This is a genomic window from Halarcobacter bivalviorum (genome assembly GCF_003346815.1).
In the GTDB taxonomy this organism is placed as follows: Bacteria; Campylobacterota; Campylobacteria; order Campylobacterales; family Arcobacteraceae; genus Halarcobacter; species Halarcobacter bivalviorum.
In genome coordinates, this window is the sequence record NZ_CP031217.1 from 2,329,367 (window position 1) to 2,349,290 (window position 19,924).

Annotated in this window: 20 protein-coding genes; 9 read left to right on the top strand and 11 right to left on the bottom strand. The window is 28.6% G+C overall.

What is annotated here, in order from left to right:
• Window positions 1-3: 3 nt before the first annotated feature.
• Window positions 4-246 carry an HP0268 family nuclease gene (locus ABIV_RS11815; protein WP_114840079.1) on the bottom strand — a complete coding sequence of 81 codons (243 nt, stop codon included), beginning with the start codon at window positions 244-246 and terminating at the stop codon, window positions 4-6.
• 150 nt (window positions 247-396) lie between these two features.
• Between ABIV_RS11815 and nusA the strand changes: the two genes are divergently transcribed.
• From nusA to ABIV_RS11830, 3 genes are all read left to right on the top strand, one after another.
• Window positions 397-1,560, top strand: a complete 1,164-nt coding sequence (gene nusA / locus ABIV_RS11820; protein ID WP_114840080.1) for a transcription termination factor NusA — start codon at window positions 397-399, stop codon at window positions 1,558-1,560.
• A complete protein-coding gene (gene cysS / locus ABIV_RS11825) occupies window positions 1,560-2,960 on the top strand; it encodes a cysteine--tRNA ligase (protein WP_410471242.1) in 1,401 nt (466 codons plus the stop codon). The genes nusA and cysS overlap by 1 nt, the downstream gene beginning before the upstream one ends.
• A gap of 140 nt (window positions 2,961-3,100) precedes the next feature.
• Window positions 3,101-4,792 carry an L-lactate permease gene (locus tag ABIV_RS11830; protein ID WP_114840082.1) on the top strand — a complete coding sequence of 564 codons (1,692 nt, stop codon included), beginning with the start codon at window positions 3,101-3,103 and terminating at the stop codon, window positions 4,790-4,792.
• Between the two features lie 25 nt (window positions 4,793-4,817).
• Here ABIV_RS11830 and ABIV_RS11835 read toward each other — a convergent pair whose 3' ends face one another.
• From ABIV_RS11835 to holA, 7 genes are all read right to left on the bottom strand, one after another.
• The gene (locus ABIV_RS11835; RefSeq protein ID WP_114840083.1) at window positions 4,818-5,822 is read right to left on the bottom strand and encodes an ABC transporter ATP-binding protein; all 1,005 of its coding nucleotides are present in this window, start codon (window positions 5,820-5,822) and stop codon (window positions 4,818-4,820) included.
• Between the two features lie 6 nt (window positions 5,823-5,828).
• On the bottom strand, window positions 5,829-7,409 hold the full coding sequence (locus ABIV_RS11840; protein WP_114840084.1) for an ABC transporter permease: 1,581 nt from the start codon (window positions 7,407-7,409) through the stop codon (window positions 5,829-5,831).
• Window positions 7,410-7,425: 16 nt separating this feature from the next.
• A complete protein-coding gene (locus ABIV_RS11845; RefSeq protein ID WP_114840085.1) occupies window positions 7,426-8,433 on the bottom strand; it encodes a Fe(3+) ABC transporter substrate-binding protein in 1,008 nt (335 codons plus the stop codon).
• A gap of 153 nt (window positions 8,434-8,586) precedes the next feature.
• Window positions 8,587-8,844, bottom strand: coding sequence for a 30S ribosomal protein S18 (gene rpsR, locus ABIV_RS11850; protein WP_114840086.1), 258 nt, complete (start codon window positions 8,842-8,844; stop codon window positions 8,587-8,589).
• A 16-nt stretch (window positions 8,845-8,860) separates the two neighbouring features.
• A complete protein-coding gene (locus ABIV_RS11855; protein ID WP_114840087.1) occupies window positions 8,861-9,391 on the bottom strand; it encodes a single-stranded DNA-binding protein in 531 nt (176 codons plus the stop codon).
• A 22-nt stretch (window positions 9,392-9,413) separates the two neighbouring features.
• Window positions 9,414-9,767 (bottom strand): 30S ribosomal protein S6, encoded by a 354-nt coding sequence (gene rpsF / locus ABIV_RS11860; RefSeq protein WP_114840088.1) that lies wholly within the window; start codon window positions 9,765-9,767, stop codon window positions 9,414-9,416.
• Between the two features lie 73 nt (window positions 9,768-9,840).
• Window positions 9,841-10,821, bottom strand: a complete 981-nt coding sequence (gene holA, locus ABIV_RS11865; protein WP_114840089.1) for a DNA polymerase III subunit delta — start codon at window positions 10,819-10,821, stop codon at window positions 9,841-9,843.
• A 119-nt stretch (window positions 10,822-10,940) separates the two neighbouring features.
• Here holA and ABIV_RS11870 point away from each other — a divergent pair, with 119 nt between their 5' ends.
• Window positions 10,941-11,339, top strand: a complete 399-nt coding sequence (locus ABIV_RS11870; RefSeq protein ID WP_114840090.1) for a DUF2721 domain-containing protein — start codon at window positions 10,941-10,943, stop codon at window positions 11,337-11,339.
• 20 nt (window positions 11,340-11,359) lie between these two features.
• Window positions 11,360-11,698, top strand: coding sequence for a DsrE family protein (locus ABIV_RS11875; RefSeq protein ID WP_114840091.1), 339 nt, complete (start codon window positions 11,360-11,362; stop codon window positions 11,696-11,698).
• Here ABIV_RS11875 and ABIV_RS11880 read toward each other — a convergent pair.
• Together ABIV_RS11880 and ABIV_RS11885 are read right to left on the bottom strand one after the other, a co-directional pair.
• Window positions 11,695-12,297 (bottom strand): methyltransferase domain-containing protein, encoded by a 603-nt coding sequence (locus ABIV_RS11880; protein ID WP_114840092.1) that lies wholly within the window; start codon window positions 12,295-12,297, stop codon window positions 11,695-11,697. The genes ABIV_RS11875 and ABIV_RS11880 overlap by 4 nt on opposite strands.
• Window positions 12,297-14,150, bottom strand: a complete 1,854-nt coding sequence (locus ABIV_RS11885) for an RNB domain-containing ribonuclease (protein ID WP_228254302.1) — start codon at window positions 14,148-14,150, stop codon at window positions 12,297-12,299. The genes ABIV_RS11880 and ABIV_RS11885 overlap by 1 nt, the downstream gene beginning before the upstream one ends.
• Before the next feature lie 76 nt (window positions 14,151-14,226).
• On the opposite strand from ABIV_RS11885, the gene ABIV_RS11890 reads away from it, so the two are divergent.
• The 4 genes from ABIV_RS11890 to ABIV_RS11905 are packed head-to-tail and all read left to right on the top strand — an operon-like array spanning window position 14,227 to window position 19,219.
• Complete coding sequence (locus tag ABIV_RS11890) at window positions 14,227-14,985, top strand: substrate-binding domain-containing protein (RefSeq protein WP_114840094.1); 759 nt, start codon at window positions 14,227-14,229, stop codon at window positions 14,983-14,985.
• Between the two features lie 9 nt (window positions 14,986-14,994).
• Window positions 14,995-17,016 (top strand): sensor histidine kinase, encoded by a 2,022-nt coding sequence (locus ABIV_RS11895; protein WP_114840095.1) that lies wholly within the window; start codon window positions 14,995-14,997, stop codon window positions 17,014-17,016.
• Window positions 17,017-17,063: 47 nt separating this feature from the next.
• Window positions 17,064-18,086: a ketol-acid reductoisomerase gene (gene ilvC / locus ABIV_RS11900; protein WP_114840096.1), complete on the top strand. Its 1,023-nt coding sequence runs from the start codon at window positions 17,064-17,066 to the stop codon at window positions 18,084-18,086.
• Window positions 18,087-18,136: 50 nt separating this feature from the next.
• Complete coding sequence (locus ABIV_RS11905) at window positions 18,137-19,219, top strand: divergent polysaccharide deacetylase family protein (RefSeq protein WP_114840097.1); 1,083 nt, start codon at window positions 18,137-18,139, stop codon at window positions 19,217-19,219.
• An 84-nt stretch (window positions 19,220-19,303) separates the two neighbouring features.
• Here the strand turns inward: ABIV_RS11905 and ABIV_RS11910 are convergent, their stop codons facing one another.
• Window positions 19,304-19,924: a hypothetical protein gene (locus ABIV_RS11910; protein ID WP_114840098.1), complete on the bottom strand. Its 621-nt coding sequence runs from the start codon at window positions 19,922-19,924 to the stop codon at window positions 19,304-19,306.

The following is a 19,924-nucleotide window of genomic DNA, read 5'->3' on the forward strand; positions in this document are numbered from 1 at the left end:
TTATTATAAAGCATGTACCTCATACATGTATTCTTCATCAGCAAGCCCATACTTTACTTCTCTGAAATATACGTTATACCCCTCATCCTCTAACGCATCAACTAAAGACATCATATCTTTGTGAGAGTTGTCTCTATCAAAATAGAATATTTTTTCACCACTTTTAGTTAATTCTTCTTTGATTTTATCAAGTTGAACTTTTTTTGGTTTCTCAGTAAGTTCATTTCTTGCAAATAATAATTCCATTTAAATACCTTTTTGTTTTTAATTAGCTAAATAGTTTATCTTAAAGTTGCTTTAATTTGTATAAAAGAACTTTTTGATATAATATTGTTCTACTCACATTGAAAATCAAAAAACATTACATTTCAATGTTAAAATAAGAAGGTAATATTAATGGATAAGATTATTGATATATTGGACTCTATTGCCTATGAAAAAGGCCTTAAGATAGAGGAAGTTGAAACAGCACTAAAAGAAGCACTTATTAAAACTGCTGAAAAAATGGTGGATGAAACTTTAACTTTTGATGCAAATATTGACAGAGCAAATAAAAAATTAGAGCTTTCACAAAAAGTTGAAGTTGTACCAGATGGAGATAGTAGATCTTTAGGACTTGATGAAGAAGGTAATAACGTAAACCCTGAAAACTTCATTGAACTAAGTGAAGCTAAAGAAATAGACCCAGATTTAGAAGTTGGGGATACAGTTGATTATGACTTAGAATTTGAGAATATGGGAAGAAATGCTGCAACAATTTTACATAGTAATTTTGAATACAGAGTACAAAGATATTTAGAAGAGACTTTAGTTAGTAAATATAAAAATAAAATTGGAAAAACTATTAGCGGAACAGTAACTAGAGTTGACAGACAAGAAAATACTTTTGTAGAGATTGGTGAAGTTAAAGGAATGCTTCCTAGAAAATCTAGAATTAAAGGTGAATCTTTTAGAATTGGAGATACAGTAAAAGCTGTAGTAAAAGCTGTAAATATTGATAAAGCAAATGGCTTAATCATTGAAATTTCAAGAACATCACCTAAATTCTTAGAATCACTTTTAAGAGCAGAAGTTCCTGAATTAAAAGATGAAATTATCTCTATTGAAGCAAGTGCAAGAATTCCTGGAAGTAGAGCTAAAATTGCTTTAGCAACTACTGATGCTTCAGTTGACCCTATTGGTTCAATTGTAGGTGTGAAAGGTGTTAGAATTGGTGCCGTTTCAAAACAGTTAAGTGGAGAAAATATCGATTGTGTTGAGTATTCAGCAATTCCTGAAATGTTTATTTCAAGAGCTTTATCTCCTGCAATTATTCAAAGTGTAAAAATTGAAACTCCTGCTGAAGGAAATGTAAAAGGAAAAGCAGTAGTAACAATTCCAAGTGACCAAAAATCAAAAGCAATTGGAAAAGCTGGATTAAACATCAGACTTGCTTCAATGTTAACTAAATATGAAATTGAATTAGTTGAAGTTGGTGGAGTATCAGCTTCAGCAGGTTCTGAAAATCAAGAAGCTGATAAAACAACTGATACTGCAAGTTTAGAGGCACTATTTAAATAATGGCACTTTTTATATTTGACTCAGTAAAAAAAGAAAAAGTTGAGTTTAAAGCTATAAAAAACAATGACGTAAAAGTTTACGTTTGCGGACCTACAGTGTATGATGATTCACACTTAGGTCACGCTAGATCTGCAATTGCCTTTGATATACTACACAGAACACTAAAAGCAAACAACTATAATGTAACTATGACAAAAAACTTCACTGATATTGATGACAAAATCATTAAAAAAATGAATGATACAAATAAATCTTTAGAAGAAGTTACTAACTACTATATCACAGCATATAAAAATGATATGAATATTTTAAATATTTTAGATAATACTTTAGAGCCCAAAGCTACAGAAAATCTTGATGTAATGATTGAAATGATTGAAGATTTAATCTCTAAAGATATTGCTTATGCTATCTCTGATGGGGTATATTTTGATGTATCAAAAGATAAAGAATATGGAAATATTTCCCACAGAGCAAGTGATGAAAACTCTCAAGCTAGAGTTGAAGTAAATACTCAAAAAAGAAACTCTAGTGATTTTGCACTTTGGAAGTTTGAAAAACAGAATGATGTAAGTTTTGATGCCCCATTTGGAAAAGGAAGACCAGGTTGGCATATTGAGTGTAGTGCAATGATAAATAAACATCTTGCATATAAAGATGAAACTTACCAGATTGATATTCATGGTGGAGGAGCTGACCTTCTCTTCCCTCACCACGAAAATGAAGCTGCACAAACAAGATGTTCAACAAAAGCTCATCTAGCAAAATATTGGATGCATAATGGTTTTGTAACAATAAATGGAGAAAAAATGAGTAAATCTTTAGGAAACTCATTTTTCTTAAAAGATATTGTTAAAGCCTATTCAGGAGAAGTTATTAGATTCTATCTTTTAACAGCTCAATATAGAACAAATTTTAATTTTAATGAAGAGGATTTAATCGCTTCTAAAAAAAGACTTGATAAATTTTATAGAGTTAAAAAAAGAGTTTATGGAGTGGGACAATCAACTGTAAATAAAGAGCTTCAAAATGATTTAATGAAAGCTTTAAATGATGATTTGAATACTCCTAAAGCAATAGCTATAATAGATGAATATATAACTAAAGCAAATGAGACTTTAGATAAAGAACCAAAAAATAAAAATATCAAAAAAGAGTTAGTTGCAAGTTTTGAATTTATTAATGATTTATTAGGTGTTGGTTTTAACGATGCTTATAAATATTTTCAATTTGGAATTAGTCACGATGATATTCAAAAAATTGAAGAATTAATCTTAAAAAGAACAGAAGCCAAAAAAAACAAAGATTTTGAAACTGCTGATAAGATTAGAGATGAAATCTCAGCCTTAAATATTTCTATTATGGATACGCCAAATGGCGTAGTATGGGAAAAGCTATAAGCTTTTTTCATACAATTTACTAAGAATTTTCTGCTACAAAACTAAACATTTTTTTCTGCTATTTTATTGCTACTATTAATTATCATACAAATATCATAACTTCTATTTATCATTAAGATATATTATTAGAAGGAGTCACTATGGGAATTGGGACACAAGCACTTTTTGCTGCTTTACCAATATTCATTGCTGCAATTTTATTAGTTGGATTTAGATTTCCAGCTAAAAAAGCAATGCCTATTGTTTATCTTGCAACTACAGCAGTTGCATATTTAGTATGGGAAGTTACATTCAATAGAATTTTAGCTTCAACAATCCAAGGTCTACTTATTACAGTTGCGGTTCTGTGGATTATTTTCGGTGCTATTTTATTATTAAATACACTTAAACACTCTGGTGCAATTGCAGTAATTAGACAAGGATTTAACAATATTAGTCCAGATAGAAGAGTTCAAGTAATTATTATTGCTTGGTTATTTGGTTCATTTATTGAAGGTGCATCAGGTTTTGGTACACCAGCAGCTATTGCAGCTCCACTTTTAGTTGCAATTGGTTTTCCAGCTATGGCAGCAGTTATGGTTGGTATGATGATTCAAAGTACACCAGTATCATTTGGAGCTGTAGGAACTCCTATTTTAATCGGTGTAAACAAAGGTTTAGATAGTGCTGCAATTAGTACTACTTTAGATAACCTTGGTTCTAGTTGGGAAACTTATTTACAAATTATCACAAGTGAAGTTGCTATTGTTCATGCTATTACTGGAACATTAATTCCTCTATTTATGGTAATGATGTTAACAAGATTTTTTGGTAAAAACAAATCTTGGACAGAAGGATTAAATATTATTCCTTTTGCTATTTTTGGTGGTTTAGCATTTACAATTCCTTATGCTTTAACAGGTATCTTCTTAGGTGCAGAGTTCCCATCATTAATCGGGGCACTTATTGGTTTACCAATTGTTGTATTCGCAGCTAAAAAAGGTTTCTTATTACCAAAAACAACTTGGGACTTTGCTCCAAAAGAGGAGTGGCCAGTTCATTGGGTAAGTAAATTAGAGATTAAACTTGATGCAATGAGCACAAAAGCAAATATGTCATTAACTAAAGCTTGGATTCCATATGTATTAGTTGCGATTATTCTTGTTATAACAAGAGTTTCTTCAGAAGCTAAAGCCTTTGTTTCTTCTTGGGTTATTCCATTCAAAGATATTATGGGAGAAGGTTTAGGATATGCTATAACTCCACTATATTTACCAGGTGGTATTTTAGTATTTGTAGCTCTTGTAACTTATTTCTTACATAAAATGGAATTTAAAGAGATGAAAGCTGCAATTGGAGAATCTTCGCAAGTAATGATTGGTGCAGGATTTGTACTTGTATTTACTATTCCTTTAGTTAGAATTTTAATTAACTCAGGAATTAATGAGTCAGGATTTGATTCTATGCCTGTTGCTATGGCAAACTTTGTTGCAACTTCAGTTGGAGATATTTATCCACTATTTGCACCTCTAGTTGGAGCATTAGGTGCTTTCATTGCAGGAAGCAATACAGTTTCAAATATGATGTTATCACAATTTCAATTTGGTGTAGCAGATGCTTTAAGTATTTCTACTGCATTTATGATTGCACTTCAAGCAGTTGGAGCAGCAGCAGGTAATATGATTGCTATTCACAATGTAGTTGCAGCATCAGCTACAGTTGGTTTACTTGACCAAGAGGGTGAAACATTAAGAAGAACAATTATCCCTACTATTTACTATTGTTTAGTTGCGGGGATTTTAGGTCTTATTGGAATGTATGTGTTAGGTTTAACTGACCCATTAATGAAATAACTATAAAGGCAAAAGCCTTTATAGTTTAAACTTTCTCTCTTACTATTTTTATATCTTCTAATTTAATATCTAAAAAACAATTCTGCATACTAGTTAAACAATCAATACAAAAAGCTTTTACAGTAAGTTCCATATTTTCATAATCATCCAATGAAACTTCTAATTCATAATAGTCTCCACAATAAGAGATATCTAAAATAGAGGCTTTTATTTTTGTTTCATCAGCAGTAACTTCAATTTTATCAATAGGAATAACAGCAAGGTTTTCCAAAGAAATAGTTGAGCCTAAATCTTCAACTAATTTATAAGGGAGTCTATTAATTCTATTTAAAAAATTTGCTACATAATATGATTTTGGTTTTTCAAAAAGTTCTTGTGAAGTTCCAAATTGCTCTATTTTTTTATTATTAATAATAGCAATTTTATCAGACATACTTAAAGCTTCTTTTTGGTCATGGGTAACTAAGATTGCACTAAGACCTAAATCTTTAATCATCTTTTTTAACCAAACTTTTGTCTTATTTCTTAAGATTGTATCTAAGTTTGAAAAAGGTTCATCAAGTAATAAAACTTTTGGCTCATAAGCTAATACTCTTGCAATAGAGACTCTTTGTTGTTGTCCACCACTTAATTCATGTATTTGTTTATATCTATGGTCAAATAAGTCAAATTGCTTTAATAAAGTATCAACTCTTCTTTGTTTCTCTTCTTGTTTTAATTTATATAATGCAAACTCTATATTTTCTTTTACATTTAAATGAGGGAAAAGTGCATAATCTTGAAAAATATATCCAATATCAGTATTACATTCATGTTTACCATTATTTACTAAACAAGTTTCATTTAAAAATATTTCCCCTTTATACTCTGAATGTAAAGAGGCTATACATCTTAAAATAGTACTTTTTCCACAACCACTAGGACCAAGAATCGTTACAATTTCTCCAGCTTCAACATTAAAAGAGATATCTTCTAAAATTTTAGTTTCACCAAAAGAAACTGATAAGTCATTTACACTAATTCCTATCATAAACTATTAATCCTTAATCATTTTTTTTACTAATATTAAAACAGAAACAATACCTAATAAAACAATAAACATAGCAGGAACACTTGATTCTACTACTTGTGCTTGAGTTACTAACTCATGAGATAAAACAGCAAGTGTATCATAATTAAAAGGTCTTAAAATCATTGTAAGAGGTAACTCTTTAATTACTTCAATAAAAATTACAATAAAACTTGCCATAGCTGAATTTTTTATCAATGGAAACATAACTTTTAAAAATGTTTGGAAAGAACCTATTCCCATTGTTTTACAAGCATCATCATAACTTTGAGGAATTTTTGAAAAACCAGCCTCATAGTTGTTAATTGAAATTGCTATAAATCTAACTGTATAACCAAATATAACTGCAATAATTGTACCACTTAGTAAGATATTAAAACTCTTGTCAATCAGAGCAAAGAAACTTAATATCCCAACAGCAACAACAGCTCCTGGAATTGAGTAACCCAATTTAGAGATTTGCATTAAATTGTCAGCAAGTTTACTCTTATGTAATCTTACATTATAAACTAATACAAAAGCTAAAATTGTAATAAATGTAGCTGAAAATACACCAATAGATAGTGTTTGATAAAGAATCGTTAAGAAGTCTTCATCTATTACCTCTTCATATGATCGATAAAACCAAACTGTCATTTGAGAAAATGGTAATAAAAATCCAAAGAAAAATGGAATAAAACAAGCAATAAAAGCAAAAAAATTACTAAATCCAGTTAGTTTCTGCTTTGCAATAGGTTTAAAATCTTTTCCACTACTTTTATATCTTTTATTTCTTCTTTGAAATCTCTCTAAAAAGATTAATATAAAAATAAAAAGCATTAACATTGAAGCAAGTTTAGAAGCATCTTCTACACTTCCCATTCCAAACCAAGTTCTAAAAATACCTGTTACAAAAGTTGCTACACCATAATAATCCATTACACCAAAATCAGCTACTGCTTCCATTACTGCTAGAATTACACCTGCTACAATTGCTGGTCTTGAAATAGGAATTACTACTTTATAAAAGATTTGAAAATTGTTTAATCCCATAGTCTTTGAAGCATCAATAATAGAAGAAGATTCTGCTCTTAAATAAGTTTTACATACAATATAAACATATGGATATAAAACTAAAGACATAACAATAATAGCACCTTCAATAGACATAATGTCAAAGAAGTAAACTTCAGATAAGTCTTTTCCTAATAATTCTAAAATAAAAGTTGTCACACTACCCGTAATATCAAACATTCCACCATAAATATATGCAACAATATATGTAGGAATTGCAAAAGGTAAAATCAAAGCATAATGAAAAAATGAAGAACCAGTAAAGGTAAAAAGTGAGGTCAAATATGCTGTAGTAAAGCCTAAAATAGCTGTAATTACAGCTACTCCTACCATAATATATAGTGAGTTAAAAATATATTCAAATAATACAGTTTCTACTAGATGTTTCCAATTCTCTCCACCTATGAATATATTTGTAAATAAAATAATTGCTGGTACTGAAATAAGTAGTGTTATAAAAACACTACTTACTGTAAGTTTATTAATATGTTTCAAATCTATCTAAAGCCTCTTATCTCCAACCTGCTCGATCGAAGATTTTAACAGCTTTAGCATTATTTTCACCTAAAGTATTGATAGAAATTGTATCATCTTCAAAAGTTCCCCAAGAAGAAACAAGTTCAGAAGGCTTAACACCTTTTAAAACTGGATATTCAAAGTTACCTTTTGCAAATAATTCTTGTGCATCTGCACTTGCTAAAAACTCAACAAATTTAATTGCATTCTCTTTATTTGGAGAATATTTAGCAACACCTGCTCCTGATACATTAATATGAGTTCCACCATTTTCAAATTTAGGGAAAATAATCTTAACTTTTTTAACTGCTTCAGCTTGAGCAATCTCTTTATTGTCTACCATTTTACCAATGTAGTAAGTATTTGCAATTGCAATATCACCAATTTTGTTAGCAATAGCTTTTACTTGATATCTATCATTTCCTTTTGGTTTATTTGCCATATTTGCAACAACACCTTTAGCCCACTCTAAAGCTTTCTCTTCCCCATGATGTGCAATCACTGCTGCTAATAAAGATTGATTATATACATTGTTTGAAGATCTAACCATAATTTTCCCTTTAAATTTAGGGTCTGCTAAATCCTCATAAGTTTTTAACTCATTTTCAATTCCACTTCCAATTCTATATACAGCAACTCTTGATCTTTTAGTAAGTGCAAACCATTGATTATCTTTGTCTCTTAATTTTTCAGGAATATTCTTTGTTAAATACTCTGAATCAATTGATTGGAAAAGATTTTTTTGTTTTGCTTGGTATAAATTTCCAGCATCTACAGTAATTAAAACATCCGCAGGAGAATTTTCACCTTCTGTTTCCATTCTTTTAATTAATGCTGTAGCATCTGCTTTTACAACATTTACTTTGATTCCTGTTTTATCTTCAAACATTTTAAAAAGTTCTTTATCTGTATCATAATGTCTATGAGAGTAAACATTTACTTCATTTGCCGCGAATAACGAACTTGCAAGTACAAGTGTTCCTAATGCTAGTTTTTTTAACATTTATGTCCTTTTTGTTAATGATAATAGTTATTGAAATATTAATCAATAATCTCTTAGTTCTTCCTTAATATTAAGAACGATTATCATAATATAATGAAGACATAAAAAAAGGGAAGGTTTTTAAACCTCCCCTTTAATACTTTACTAATAAAATTACTTTGCGTATGCTGCGTCAGTAACGTCTTGAGTATTTACAATATATGGAACTAGTGCCATGTGTCTAGCTCTTTTAATTGCTTTTTCTACCATCTCTTGAGAGTTTTTAGAGTTACCAGTAAGTCTTCTAGGCATAATCTTACCTCTCTCACTCATAGAAATTTTTAATAAATCAGTGTTTTTGTAATCAATGAAATCAACTTTCATTTCAGTGTATTTACAAAATTTTTTTCCGTATTTTCTTCTTTCAGCCATTTTTTATCCTTATCTTCTAGAACGGTATTTCATCGTCATCGATATCGATTTCAGGTATGTTATGTTCTGGCGCATTTTGTTGCCCTTGATTCATACCACCATAACTATTTTGCCCAGCATTTTGCTGTGGTTGACTATATTGATTTTGTGATGCTTGATTATAATTACTTTGAGGAGCATAACCACCTTGAGTATTTTCATAACCTACATTTTGTGCTTCAGATTTAGTATCTAACATTTTCATAGTATCAACTCTTAGAGCATGTTTACTTCTATTAGAACCATCTTGAGCAGTCCACTGTTCAAAAACAAGTCTACCTTCTAATAAAACTTTTGAACCTTTTCTTAAGTATTGGTTAGCAACTTCAGCAGATCTTCCAAAGATATTAAAATCTAAGAAACAAACTTCATCTTTTTGTTCACCAGTTTGAGTCTTATATCTATGGCTAGTTGCGATTGCACCTTTTGCAAGGGCTGCTCCATTAGGCATATATCTTAATTCGATATCTCTTGTAAGATTTCCTACCATTACTACTTTATTATACATAAGATGTTCCTATTTATTTTTATTAGTTAGCTTTTTTTGCTGCCTCATCGCTCATTTTTGTCCATGCAGCGATTTCTTTTTTATTTTCATATTTAATGAAAATGAATCTAATGATATTTTCATTGATTCTATAGTTTCTTTCGATTTCTTTTAGTGAAGTTGGCTCACCTTTGAAATAAACAACAAAGTAGTAACCTCTTTTGTGTTTTTGAATTTCATAAGCTAAGTTTCTTGAACCCATATCATCACAAGCAACGATTTCTCCACCATTCTTAGTGATTAAAGCTTTTACTGCTTCGATTTGTGCCGCAGTCTCTTCTTCTGTAAGAGTTGGCTTAACAATAAACATTGTTTCATAATGTTTTAATTTTGACATCTATTTTCTCCTTATAGTTTGTGCCGGTATCTTTACAAATATCAGCAAGGACTTTTTTGTAAAGTTGCTGATTTTATCTAATTAAAACTGAAACTTTTCTAAGGCAAGCTTGTAAATAGAGATTTGAGTCATGAATTTTTGAAGATTTTAGTTCTAGTTCTATAGAAAGCAAATAATTTAATATCTCTAAGAACTTCTCTGGTTTTATATTTATTGCTAATCTTGTCTTTTTTTCCCAAACATTTTTAGGAGGAACGAAACCTAATATCTCTTTTGCATTTGGAACACCATGAACTCTTGCATATGAACTTATCATAAATAGTTGTTGTACAAATGAAGTCACTTGAGTTAGAAGATAAATTTCATTCATTCCTTCTTCTAAAAGAAGTTCTAAATCATCACTAATATCTTCTGAAGATAAAAGGTTATGTAAGAACTCTTCAAAATTTACAGCTCCTATCCCAAAACAGTGAGCATTTACTTTATCAGTAGTAATTTTTTCATTTAAAATTGCAAGTTTTTCTAAATCATTTACACATAAAGATAGATCTTGTCTATGCATAAAGTAAAGATGATTTAGTGCTGAAATTTCATAATTTAAGTTTAACTTTCTTGCATGAGTCTCTATAAGTTTTACTGCCTCATTTGCAAAAGGAGAAAAAAATCTTACACTAACTGCATTTAATTTAGGTGTAAAATATCCATCCATAGCTTTAAAGTCACTATCTCCCATACAAGCAAAAATAACTTTTGAATCAGGATTTATAGAACAAGCTTCAAGAAGCTCAGTTACATCTTTTTTAGGAAGTTTTTTATCTATTTTGATAATAAGAATATTATTTGAAGAAAATAGTGATGATTGAAGTAATTTATCTTTTGCATATTTAAAATTATAATCATCAAAGTAGAGTTTTTCTATCTCATCTTTATTTCCCAATTGATTAGCTACTAAATTAGTATAATACTCAATTAAAAAAGATGATTGCCCATAAAACATATAGGCATTAAAAACTTCGTTTTGTTTTAATTTATTATCAAATTCATTTCTATACATTTTGCAATAATAACTAAAACTTGCTTTTTTTGTACTTTTTTTACTTATTAAATAACTCTTCTTATATCTTTTATTATTTCAGATTTAGTTACAATATCAAAAATAAAAAAAGGTTATTTATGGAGATTGAAATTTCAACCCCTGCTTTACTATTTCCAGCAGTCTCTTTACTATTACTAGCTTATACAAATAGATTTTTAACAACAGGCCAACTAATTAGAGCTTTAAGTTCACAAGCTAGAAAGGGAGAAATTGGAGAGTTTAGAGGACAGATTGAAAACTTAAAAAAGAGATTAGAACTAACAAAATGGATGCAATTTTTTGGAGCTTTATCACTTCTTATGTGTACTATTTCTATGTTTTGTCTTTTTTTAGGCTTTTATATTTTTGGTAAACAGATTTTTGGATTAAGTTTAATCTCTATGTGTTTATCACTTGGTATCTCTATTTGGGAAGTTTATATTTCATCAAATGCTTTAAATCTTGAATTAAAAGATTTAATGGAAAAATGTAGTTAAAAAACTTATTAGGAGTTATTATGCAAACTGAAGCAAAAATTTTATGGACAAGTGACAATAAAGAAACAGTTGAAAATATGGTACTTTTATATGCACACAATGCAAAACTAAAAGCTTGGATGCAAGAAGTTACTATTTTAGTTTGGGGAGCAAGTCAGAAGTTAATCCATGAAGACAAAGAGATTCAAGAAAAAATCAAACAGATGTCAAAAGATGGAGTTAAATTTATTGCTTGTTTAAAATGTGCTGATAACTTAGAGATAACCTCAACATTAGAAGCTTGCGATATTAATGTTTATTACACAGGAGAACTTCTAAGTCAATGGATTAAATCAGGGGATACAATTCTTACTGTTTAATCTATTTTCTTATATAGCGCATAAATAAACTCTCTTTTATCTAAACTTGGCATCGTAAATTCAAAAGTTTCAGACTCTAAAAGTTTGAAAGCTTTGCCAAGATAAAAATTAAATTCTTCTATATCATACTGCTTTAAAGGTAAACTTGCACATTTTTCTGCTGTTCCTTTTTTATATTGAGCAAATAGAATTAAACCATCTTTTCTAAGACTTTGTTTTAAACTTTCAAAATAGTTTTTTATTTCATCTTCCTCAATCAAAAAATGAAGAACTGCCCTATCAATCCAAACATCACACTCTTTTTTAAAAGGTTTTGAAATATCAAATTGAAAAAACTCTACATTTTTACCTTTGATTCTCTTTTTTAAAATATTTAAAGCCTCTAAACTTATATCATTTAAAACTGTTTTACCTTCTCTTAGAGCTAAAATGTCTGCTATCTTTGAAGTTCCTACTCCACTCACAAATACATCTTTATTTTCTAACTTTTCTATCTTCTGTAAATATTTTAAAGTTTGAGAAAAATCTTTCTCAAACCAACCTAAAATCTCTTCACATTGTGTATTAAAAATTTTATCCCAGTGCTTTTGCTTTTCCATTAGTATTTTAATGACCCTACAATTTTTTTAGTAAGAATATCACTTGATTTTATAACAACTTTTTGTTTAGAAAAAAGTACTTGTCCCTTATAATTATCTAAATAGATTTTCATACCTGGCATTATGCCATAAGAGACACAAACACCTTTTTCATCATCTGTTATTTTAACTTTTATCTCAAGACCAAGATTTTTAGCAGCCCATCTAGCATATTTTCTATCTTCAAAATCCCAAACCATTTGATCTATTTTTCGCTCTTGAATTGAGATATGTTCACAGATTTCATCTATATTTTTAGGAGTCTCTTTTGTTTTAAGCATACGGTGTAATACTAAATCAGAATATCTTCTAATTGGACTCGTAAAGTGCGAATAAGAAGAGAAACCTAAACCAAAGTGTCCTAAGTTTTTAGAAGAGTATTTTGCTTGTGTTTGTGCATGAATAATTAACTCATCTATCTCATCTTTTATTACAGAATGTTTTGCTTTCTCTTGAATATGTGTAATTGTATCATGCACATCATTTTGTAGTTTTGCTTTAATACCTAAAGCATTTACATCATCAACTAATTTCGAAATAGCTTTAAAAGGTGGTTCTTCATGTATTCTAAAGATTCCTACAGAGTTTACTTTTTTACTAGCTTCAATATTTGCTAAAAGCATACACTCTTCCACTAACTGGTGAGAAGGTGACGAGGTCTCAACATCAATACCTTCTAACTCATATTGTCTATTAAGTTTTAATCTATACTCAACACTTCTAAAATCATAACCCTTTTTAAGTCTTTCATATCTAAAAGATTTTGTAACCTCATATAAAGAGATTAAAGTATCAAAAATCTCTTTTTCCTCTTCAGTATAAGTATCAAATTTTTTCTCTAATACTCTATCAATTCTTCCATAAGAAAACTTTCTTCTTGATTTTATTATTGCTTCAAAAACTTCAGATTTTAGTACTGCTTTATTTTCAATATCTAAATAGATTTTAAATACATAAGAGTATCTTTCAACACCCTCTTTTAATGAACACATATCTTCACTAAGTTCATTTGGAAGCATTGGTAAAACTTTTCCTGGTAAATATGCAGAAGTACTCTTTAAAAAAGCTAATTTATCAAGTTCACTTCCCTCTTTTACAAAATAAGAGACATCAGCAATTCCAACATAAAGAATTTCATTTTCTTCATCATAATAAATTGCATCATCATGGTCTTTTGCACTAGCTGGATCGATTGTTGTAAAAGCTAAATGAGTTAAATCAACTCTTTGTTTGGTATCATCCATTTTTGCTTCTACTTCAAGGGGCTTATTTAGTCTAAACTCTTCATTATATAGATATAAAGATATTTGTTCATCAATCTTTGCATCAGAAATGTTTCCAAGCTTTTTTATTACTTCAAAGTTTTTATCATCTATTAATAAAATATCATTTTCATTAGCTTCAATCTCTTTTTTAACTTGAAGTTCAATATTCTCTTTTAAAGTAAAAAAAGCATTATCTCTTTTATAAATTAGTATCTCTTTTTTATTTCCTTCTAAAACTCTTATAACTTTTGCTTTTGTTTTACTTCTTGGATTAAAAACTCTTTTTGCTAATACTAAATCCTTATCATATGCACCAGATAAATTTTCAAAATCTATTTTTACATCTTTATGTTCATTTGCTAAATCTTTTAAGGTTGCATTATTTTTATTGATTTTTACAATAGCAACTTTATATTTAGAATTTATTTCATATAAATCATTACTTCCAATTATAATTATATTTTCATCTATAAACTCTTGAAGTACTTCTTTTTCGCTATTTGAGAAATCATTTATACCTTTTACAATTTTAGTAAAAATTTTTTTCAACAAAACTATTCCTTTTCTTTCTTAATATAATATTATGATATAATTTATTTTTTAAAGTTATTCATAAGGAAACTAAATGCTTTTCAAAATAATTTTTACTCTTATTCTGTTATTCAGCACTTCACTTCAGGCAAATAGTAGCAAACCTACACTTATATTTTATTGTGGCATCACAATGGTAAAACCAATTAAAGAGATGGCAAAAATTATTGAACAAAGATATAACTGCACAATTAAAATCTCACAAGGAGGTTCAAAAGACCTTTATGACGCTTTAAAATACTCTAAAGTAGGAGATTTATATCTACCTGGTAGCAACTCATATAGAAAAAACAATTTAAAAGATGGCTACTTATTAGAAGCTGTTGAAATAGGTTATAACCAAGCTGCAATTTTCATAAGAAAAGATTTAAAAAAAGAGATAACTTCACTTGATTCTTTTATTGATACCTCTCTTGCTTCTATTCTTTGTACTCCAAAATCTGGAAGCATAGGAAGAGAAACAAAAAATATTCTTACAAAATATAAAGGAGAAGAGTTCTTTTATGATGCTTTTGATAATGCTGTAGAAATAGGAACAGATTCAAGAAATTTAAATAAGGCTTTAATTGAAAAAAGAGCAGATATTACTATTAATTGGAGGTCAACAGGGTATTGGCCAGAAAACAATAAATATATAAAAATAGTTGAAATTGATGAAAAATTTGCACAAAAGAAAAAATTAGAAATCTCTTTACTTAAATTTTCAAAAAATAAAGAGATTGCAAAGGCTTTTATGAATTTTGCTTCTTCACAAGAGGGTAAAGATATTATGAAAAAATATGGCTTCTTATAGGATATAAACTTGTTCGGAAAATTCACGTATACTCTAAAAAACCTTATTTTATTACTTTTAGTCTTTATTTTTGGATTAATATTTTTAATCTCTTTACATATTTTTTTCCTAAACTTAATAGACAATTTAGATAAAAAAACTGAAAACCTAAAAGCAAAAATGGAAATTGGAGAGTTTATTGTAGATGATTTACATAAAATCCGTTCAGATTTTTATGAATTAGCAACTTCTACAACAAATCTTAAAGGTATTGAATTAATAAATAATAGAATAGAGCAAAGAATAAATAATATTGAAGATGGCTTAAATATTTTAGAAAATGGTGGTGTTTTAAAAAGAGTAATTAGACTAAATATTGTAGGGCATAATGATACAGAAAAAGTCATTCATTACAATAAAGATGATAACAATATTTCTTTAGAGGTTATAGATTTAAGTCCTAAAATTATCGAATTTGAAGAGATGCTTCAAACTTTAAATAACTTATTGAAAAAACAAATTGCATTAAAACAAGAAAATGACCCAATTGGTTTTATGAAGCAAAATAAAAAAATAAAACGATTTTATAAAAGTACTCCTGCTTTTTTTGTAAGAATTACAGAAAATGCAAATAGATTACTTTATGAAGGGACAATTGAGTTAAAAAAACTTCAAGATGAAATTAAAAAACAAAAAAAACAATATACAAACCTTGAACTGCTTTTAATCTTAATTATTATTTTTATAGTTGCTATTCTTGGTTTTTTAATTGCTATTCAAATAAATAAAAATACAAAAAACTTAGAGATACAAGAGCGTTCTACAAGGGGGATTCTTGATGCACAAAAAAATATAGTTGTTGTAAGTAATGGCGAATATATGATTGATGCAAATCAGGCTCTTGTAGATTTCTTTGATGGTTATAATAGTTTTGATGATTTTCAAAAAGAGCATATTTGTATTTGTGATTTTTTTGTAGATATAAATGACGATGATTATGTAATTGATAAAGATTATGATGGAAGGATGTGGTTTGAATATATCTTAGACAATCCTAGTAAGTTGCACAAAGTTGCTATGTACAAACAAGAAGTCTTAAATTATTTTACAATTTCAGCTTCAAAAAAAGTTTTAGATACAAATAACTTTATAGTAATTGTAGCTTTAAACAATATTACAAAAGAGATTGAGGCACAAAAAGAGTTAAAAGCTTTAAATAATAATTTAGAAAATATAATTGACCATAAAACAAAAGAGCTAAAAGACTTAAATAGAAACTTAGAGATAAAAATCAAAGAAGAGGTTGAAAAAAATAGAGAAAAAGATAAAGCTCTTATCCAACAAGGAAGATTTGCTGCATTAGGAGAGATGATAGGAAATATTGCACACCAGTGGAGACAACCTCTGTCAGCAATCTCTTCAACAGTTTCTTCTATGCAATTACAAATTGAATTAAATATTGCAACAAAAGATGATATAAAGAACTCTTATAGTTCTGTTATGAAGTATGTAGAATTTTTAAATCAAACAATTGAAGATTTTAGAAGTTTTTTTAGAAAAGATAAAGAGGCTGTAAAGTTTAATGTTATTGATGTACTTAATAATTCTCTTTGTATTACAAGTGCCGTATATAAAGACAATGCTATTACAGTCACTTTAGATTTAGAAAAAAAAGAGCTTTGTTCAGTAGGCTTCCCAAATGAGTTAGCACAAGCTTTTTTAAATATTTTAAATAATGCAAAAGATATTCTAAAAGAGAAAAAACTAGAGAAAAGACAAGTTTATATAAAAGCCTATGAAAATGAAAATCAAAATATAATTGAATTTTATGATAGTGCAGGAGGAATTTCTTCAAATATAAAAGATAAAATATTTGACCCATATTTTACTACAAAACATAAATCACAAGGTACAGGAATAGGTCTTTATATGAGTAAAGATATAATTGAAAAGCATATGAAAGGTTCTTTAACAGCCTATAATTCTGACTTTTTTATAAATGAGTATCACTATTTTGGTGCTTGCTTTAAAATAAAATTACCAAAACTTTAACTTTATTTAGATATAATCCTCAAAATTTTGAGAAGAGGAACACAGTAATGGCATTAAATGTTTACTACGATAAAGATTGTAATATTGAATTAATCAAATCTAAAAAAGTTGCAATGATTGGATTTGGATCACAAGGTCACGCGCACGCAGAAAACTTAAGAGACTCTGGTGTTGAAGTTGTTGTTGGTTTAAGAAAAGATGGTTCATCTTGGGCTAAAGCAGAAGCTAAAGGTTTTGAAGTTAAAACTGTTGCAGAAGCAACTGCTGCTGCAGATGTTGTAATGATTTTATTACCAGATGAAAATCAAGCTGATATTTATACAAATGAAATTAAACCAAACCTTAAAGAAGGTGCTTATTTAGCATTCGGACACGGGTTTAACATTCACTATGGAAGAATTGTTCCAGCTGCAAACACAAACGTAATGATGGTTGCTCCTAAAGCTCCAGGTCACACAGTAAGATCTGAGTTTACTAAAGGTGGTGGTATTCCTGATTTAATCGCTATTCATCAAGATGCTTCTGGTGACACTAAAGATGTAGCTTTAGCATATGCTTCAGCAATCGGTGGTGGAAGAACTGGAATTATTGAAACTACTTTCAAAGATGAAACTGAAACTGATCTTTTCGGAGAGCAAGCTGTATTATGTGGTGGAGCTACTGCGTTAGTTCAAGCTGGATTTGAAACATTAACTGAAGCTGGTTATGATCCAATGATGGCATACTTTGAGTGTCTACACGAATTAAAATTAATCGTTGACTTAATGTATGAAGGTGGTATTGCTGATATGAGATATTCTATTTCTAATACTGCTGAATATGGTGATTATATTGCAGGTAAAAGAGTTATCAATGATGAGTCTAAAGCTGCAATGAGAGAACTATTAAAAGAGATTCAAGATGGTAGATTCGCTAAAGACTTTATCTTAGAAGGTCAAGCTGGTTACCCAAGAATGAATGCTGAAAGAAAAAATTCAAGAGCTTCTTTAATTGAGCAAACTGGTGCACAATTAAGATCAATGATGCCTTGGATTGCTGCTAAAAAAATCGTAGATCAAGATAAAAACTAATCTATAATTAATTAAAGTAAGAGAATTTTCTCTTACTTTTTTTTCTATCTATGGCAAAAAGAAAAGTAACAAAAAGAAAAACTACAAGAAAAAAACCTTCTAATATTAAAAATATTAATTTTAAACTAATTAATATCCTTTTATTAATAATCCTTGCCCTATTAATTGCAATAGGAGTTCTAATCTATTTAGTTGATGCTAAGAAAGTTGAAAAATCTAAAAAAGAGATTATCAAAATAGAGAAGCAAATTAAAGAAGACCTAAATAAAATACAAGAAACAAGTGAAGATAAACTAAACAATTATTTTAAAGATGTAAAAAAAGATGATTTTGAAGAGTATACAGAAGATTTATATAAAGAGTATATTCCAGAAAAAACTGAGACTAAAAAAGAACCTATTAAAGAAGATACAAAAAAAGAAGAAGAGACTCTACAAACAGAAGAGAAACCTGTATTCCATAAAGCTCTTCCAATAAAAACAAATAAACCTAAATTAGCAATCGTAATTGATGATGTAACTACTACTTATCAAATTAATAAACTACTTAATGTTGGATATAAAACAACTCTATCAATACTACCTCCTACTTCAAGAAATGGAAGTACTACAGAGATGGTTAAAGATTTACCTTTTTATATGATTCACTTTCCTATGGAAGCAAAATACTTTAAAGGAGAAGAGCAATATACTCTTCATATTAAAGACTCATATGAGCAAATTGAAAAAAGAGTTGCACAAATGAGAAGTTGGTATCCAAATGCACAATTTACAAATAACCATACAGGTAGTAAATTTACTGAAAATAAAGAAGCTATGGATAAACTATTTAGAGCTTTAAAAAAATATAATTTTACTTTCATGGATAGTAGAACTACAAGTAAAAGTGTAGGTAAAATTATGGCAGAAAAATATAATATGCCATATCTTGCAAGAAATATCTTTTTAGATAATGAACAAGATTTTAATTATATTCAAAACCAATTAAAACAAGCAATTAGAATTGCTAAAAAAAGAGGACATGCTATTGCAATTGGGCATCCTTATGATATAACAATAAAAGTTTTAAGAGAATCAAAACCCCTACTTAAAGATTTAGAATTAATCTACGTTAATCAACTTCCAAATTTATAACAATCTTATAATCTTTTTTCAAGACCAATAGCTACTAATATTATCAAAGGGATAAAAAAGATAGCCAATTTAATTTTTTCTTTATCAATTTGCATTTTGATTACTTCCTAATGTTTTATATTTATCCTCTTGTTCTTTTGATTGGTAGTTTTTAAAGAAGTTTACAACATCTGTTAAAAGTTCTATCATCTCAGATGGATTTCCTCCAAATTTTCTTGCTCCTTCTTCTAGTCTATTTATTTCATCTTGGAAATAGTTTTTTGTACTTTCAACTGATATAAACTCTTTTTTAGGATTTTTTTGTGAAGGGCCACTTTCTGTAACATTTCCATTTAAATCTTCAGCAAGTGTATTGTGAAATGACTCCCAAAGGTTTGTACTAATGGACATAAATTTTTTTATATCTAGTTCTGCCAAATAGTTAATGAATTCACTTTTAGCACTTTGATCTTTTTCAAATACTGAATTTTCAAACCATTTTTCCCCATTTGCAATACCTAGAGCATTATATCTTTGTAATCCAAGTTGATATTTTTCATCATACTCTTCTTCTTTTGAGTCAGCTTTTGTTGATTTTTCTGCTTTGTAAGACTCAAAGTTTTCTAAAGCACTTGAAAAGTCGTTATTTGATTGAGTTTTAGAAGTAGAATTATTACTTTGAGTTTGATAGCTTGTATATCTTTGTTGAGTCTCTGTTATATTCAT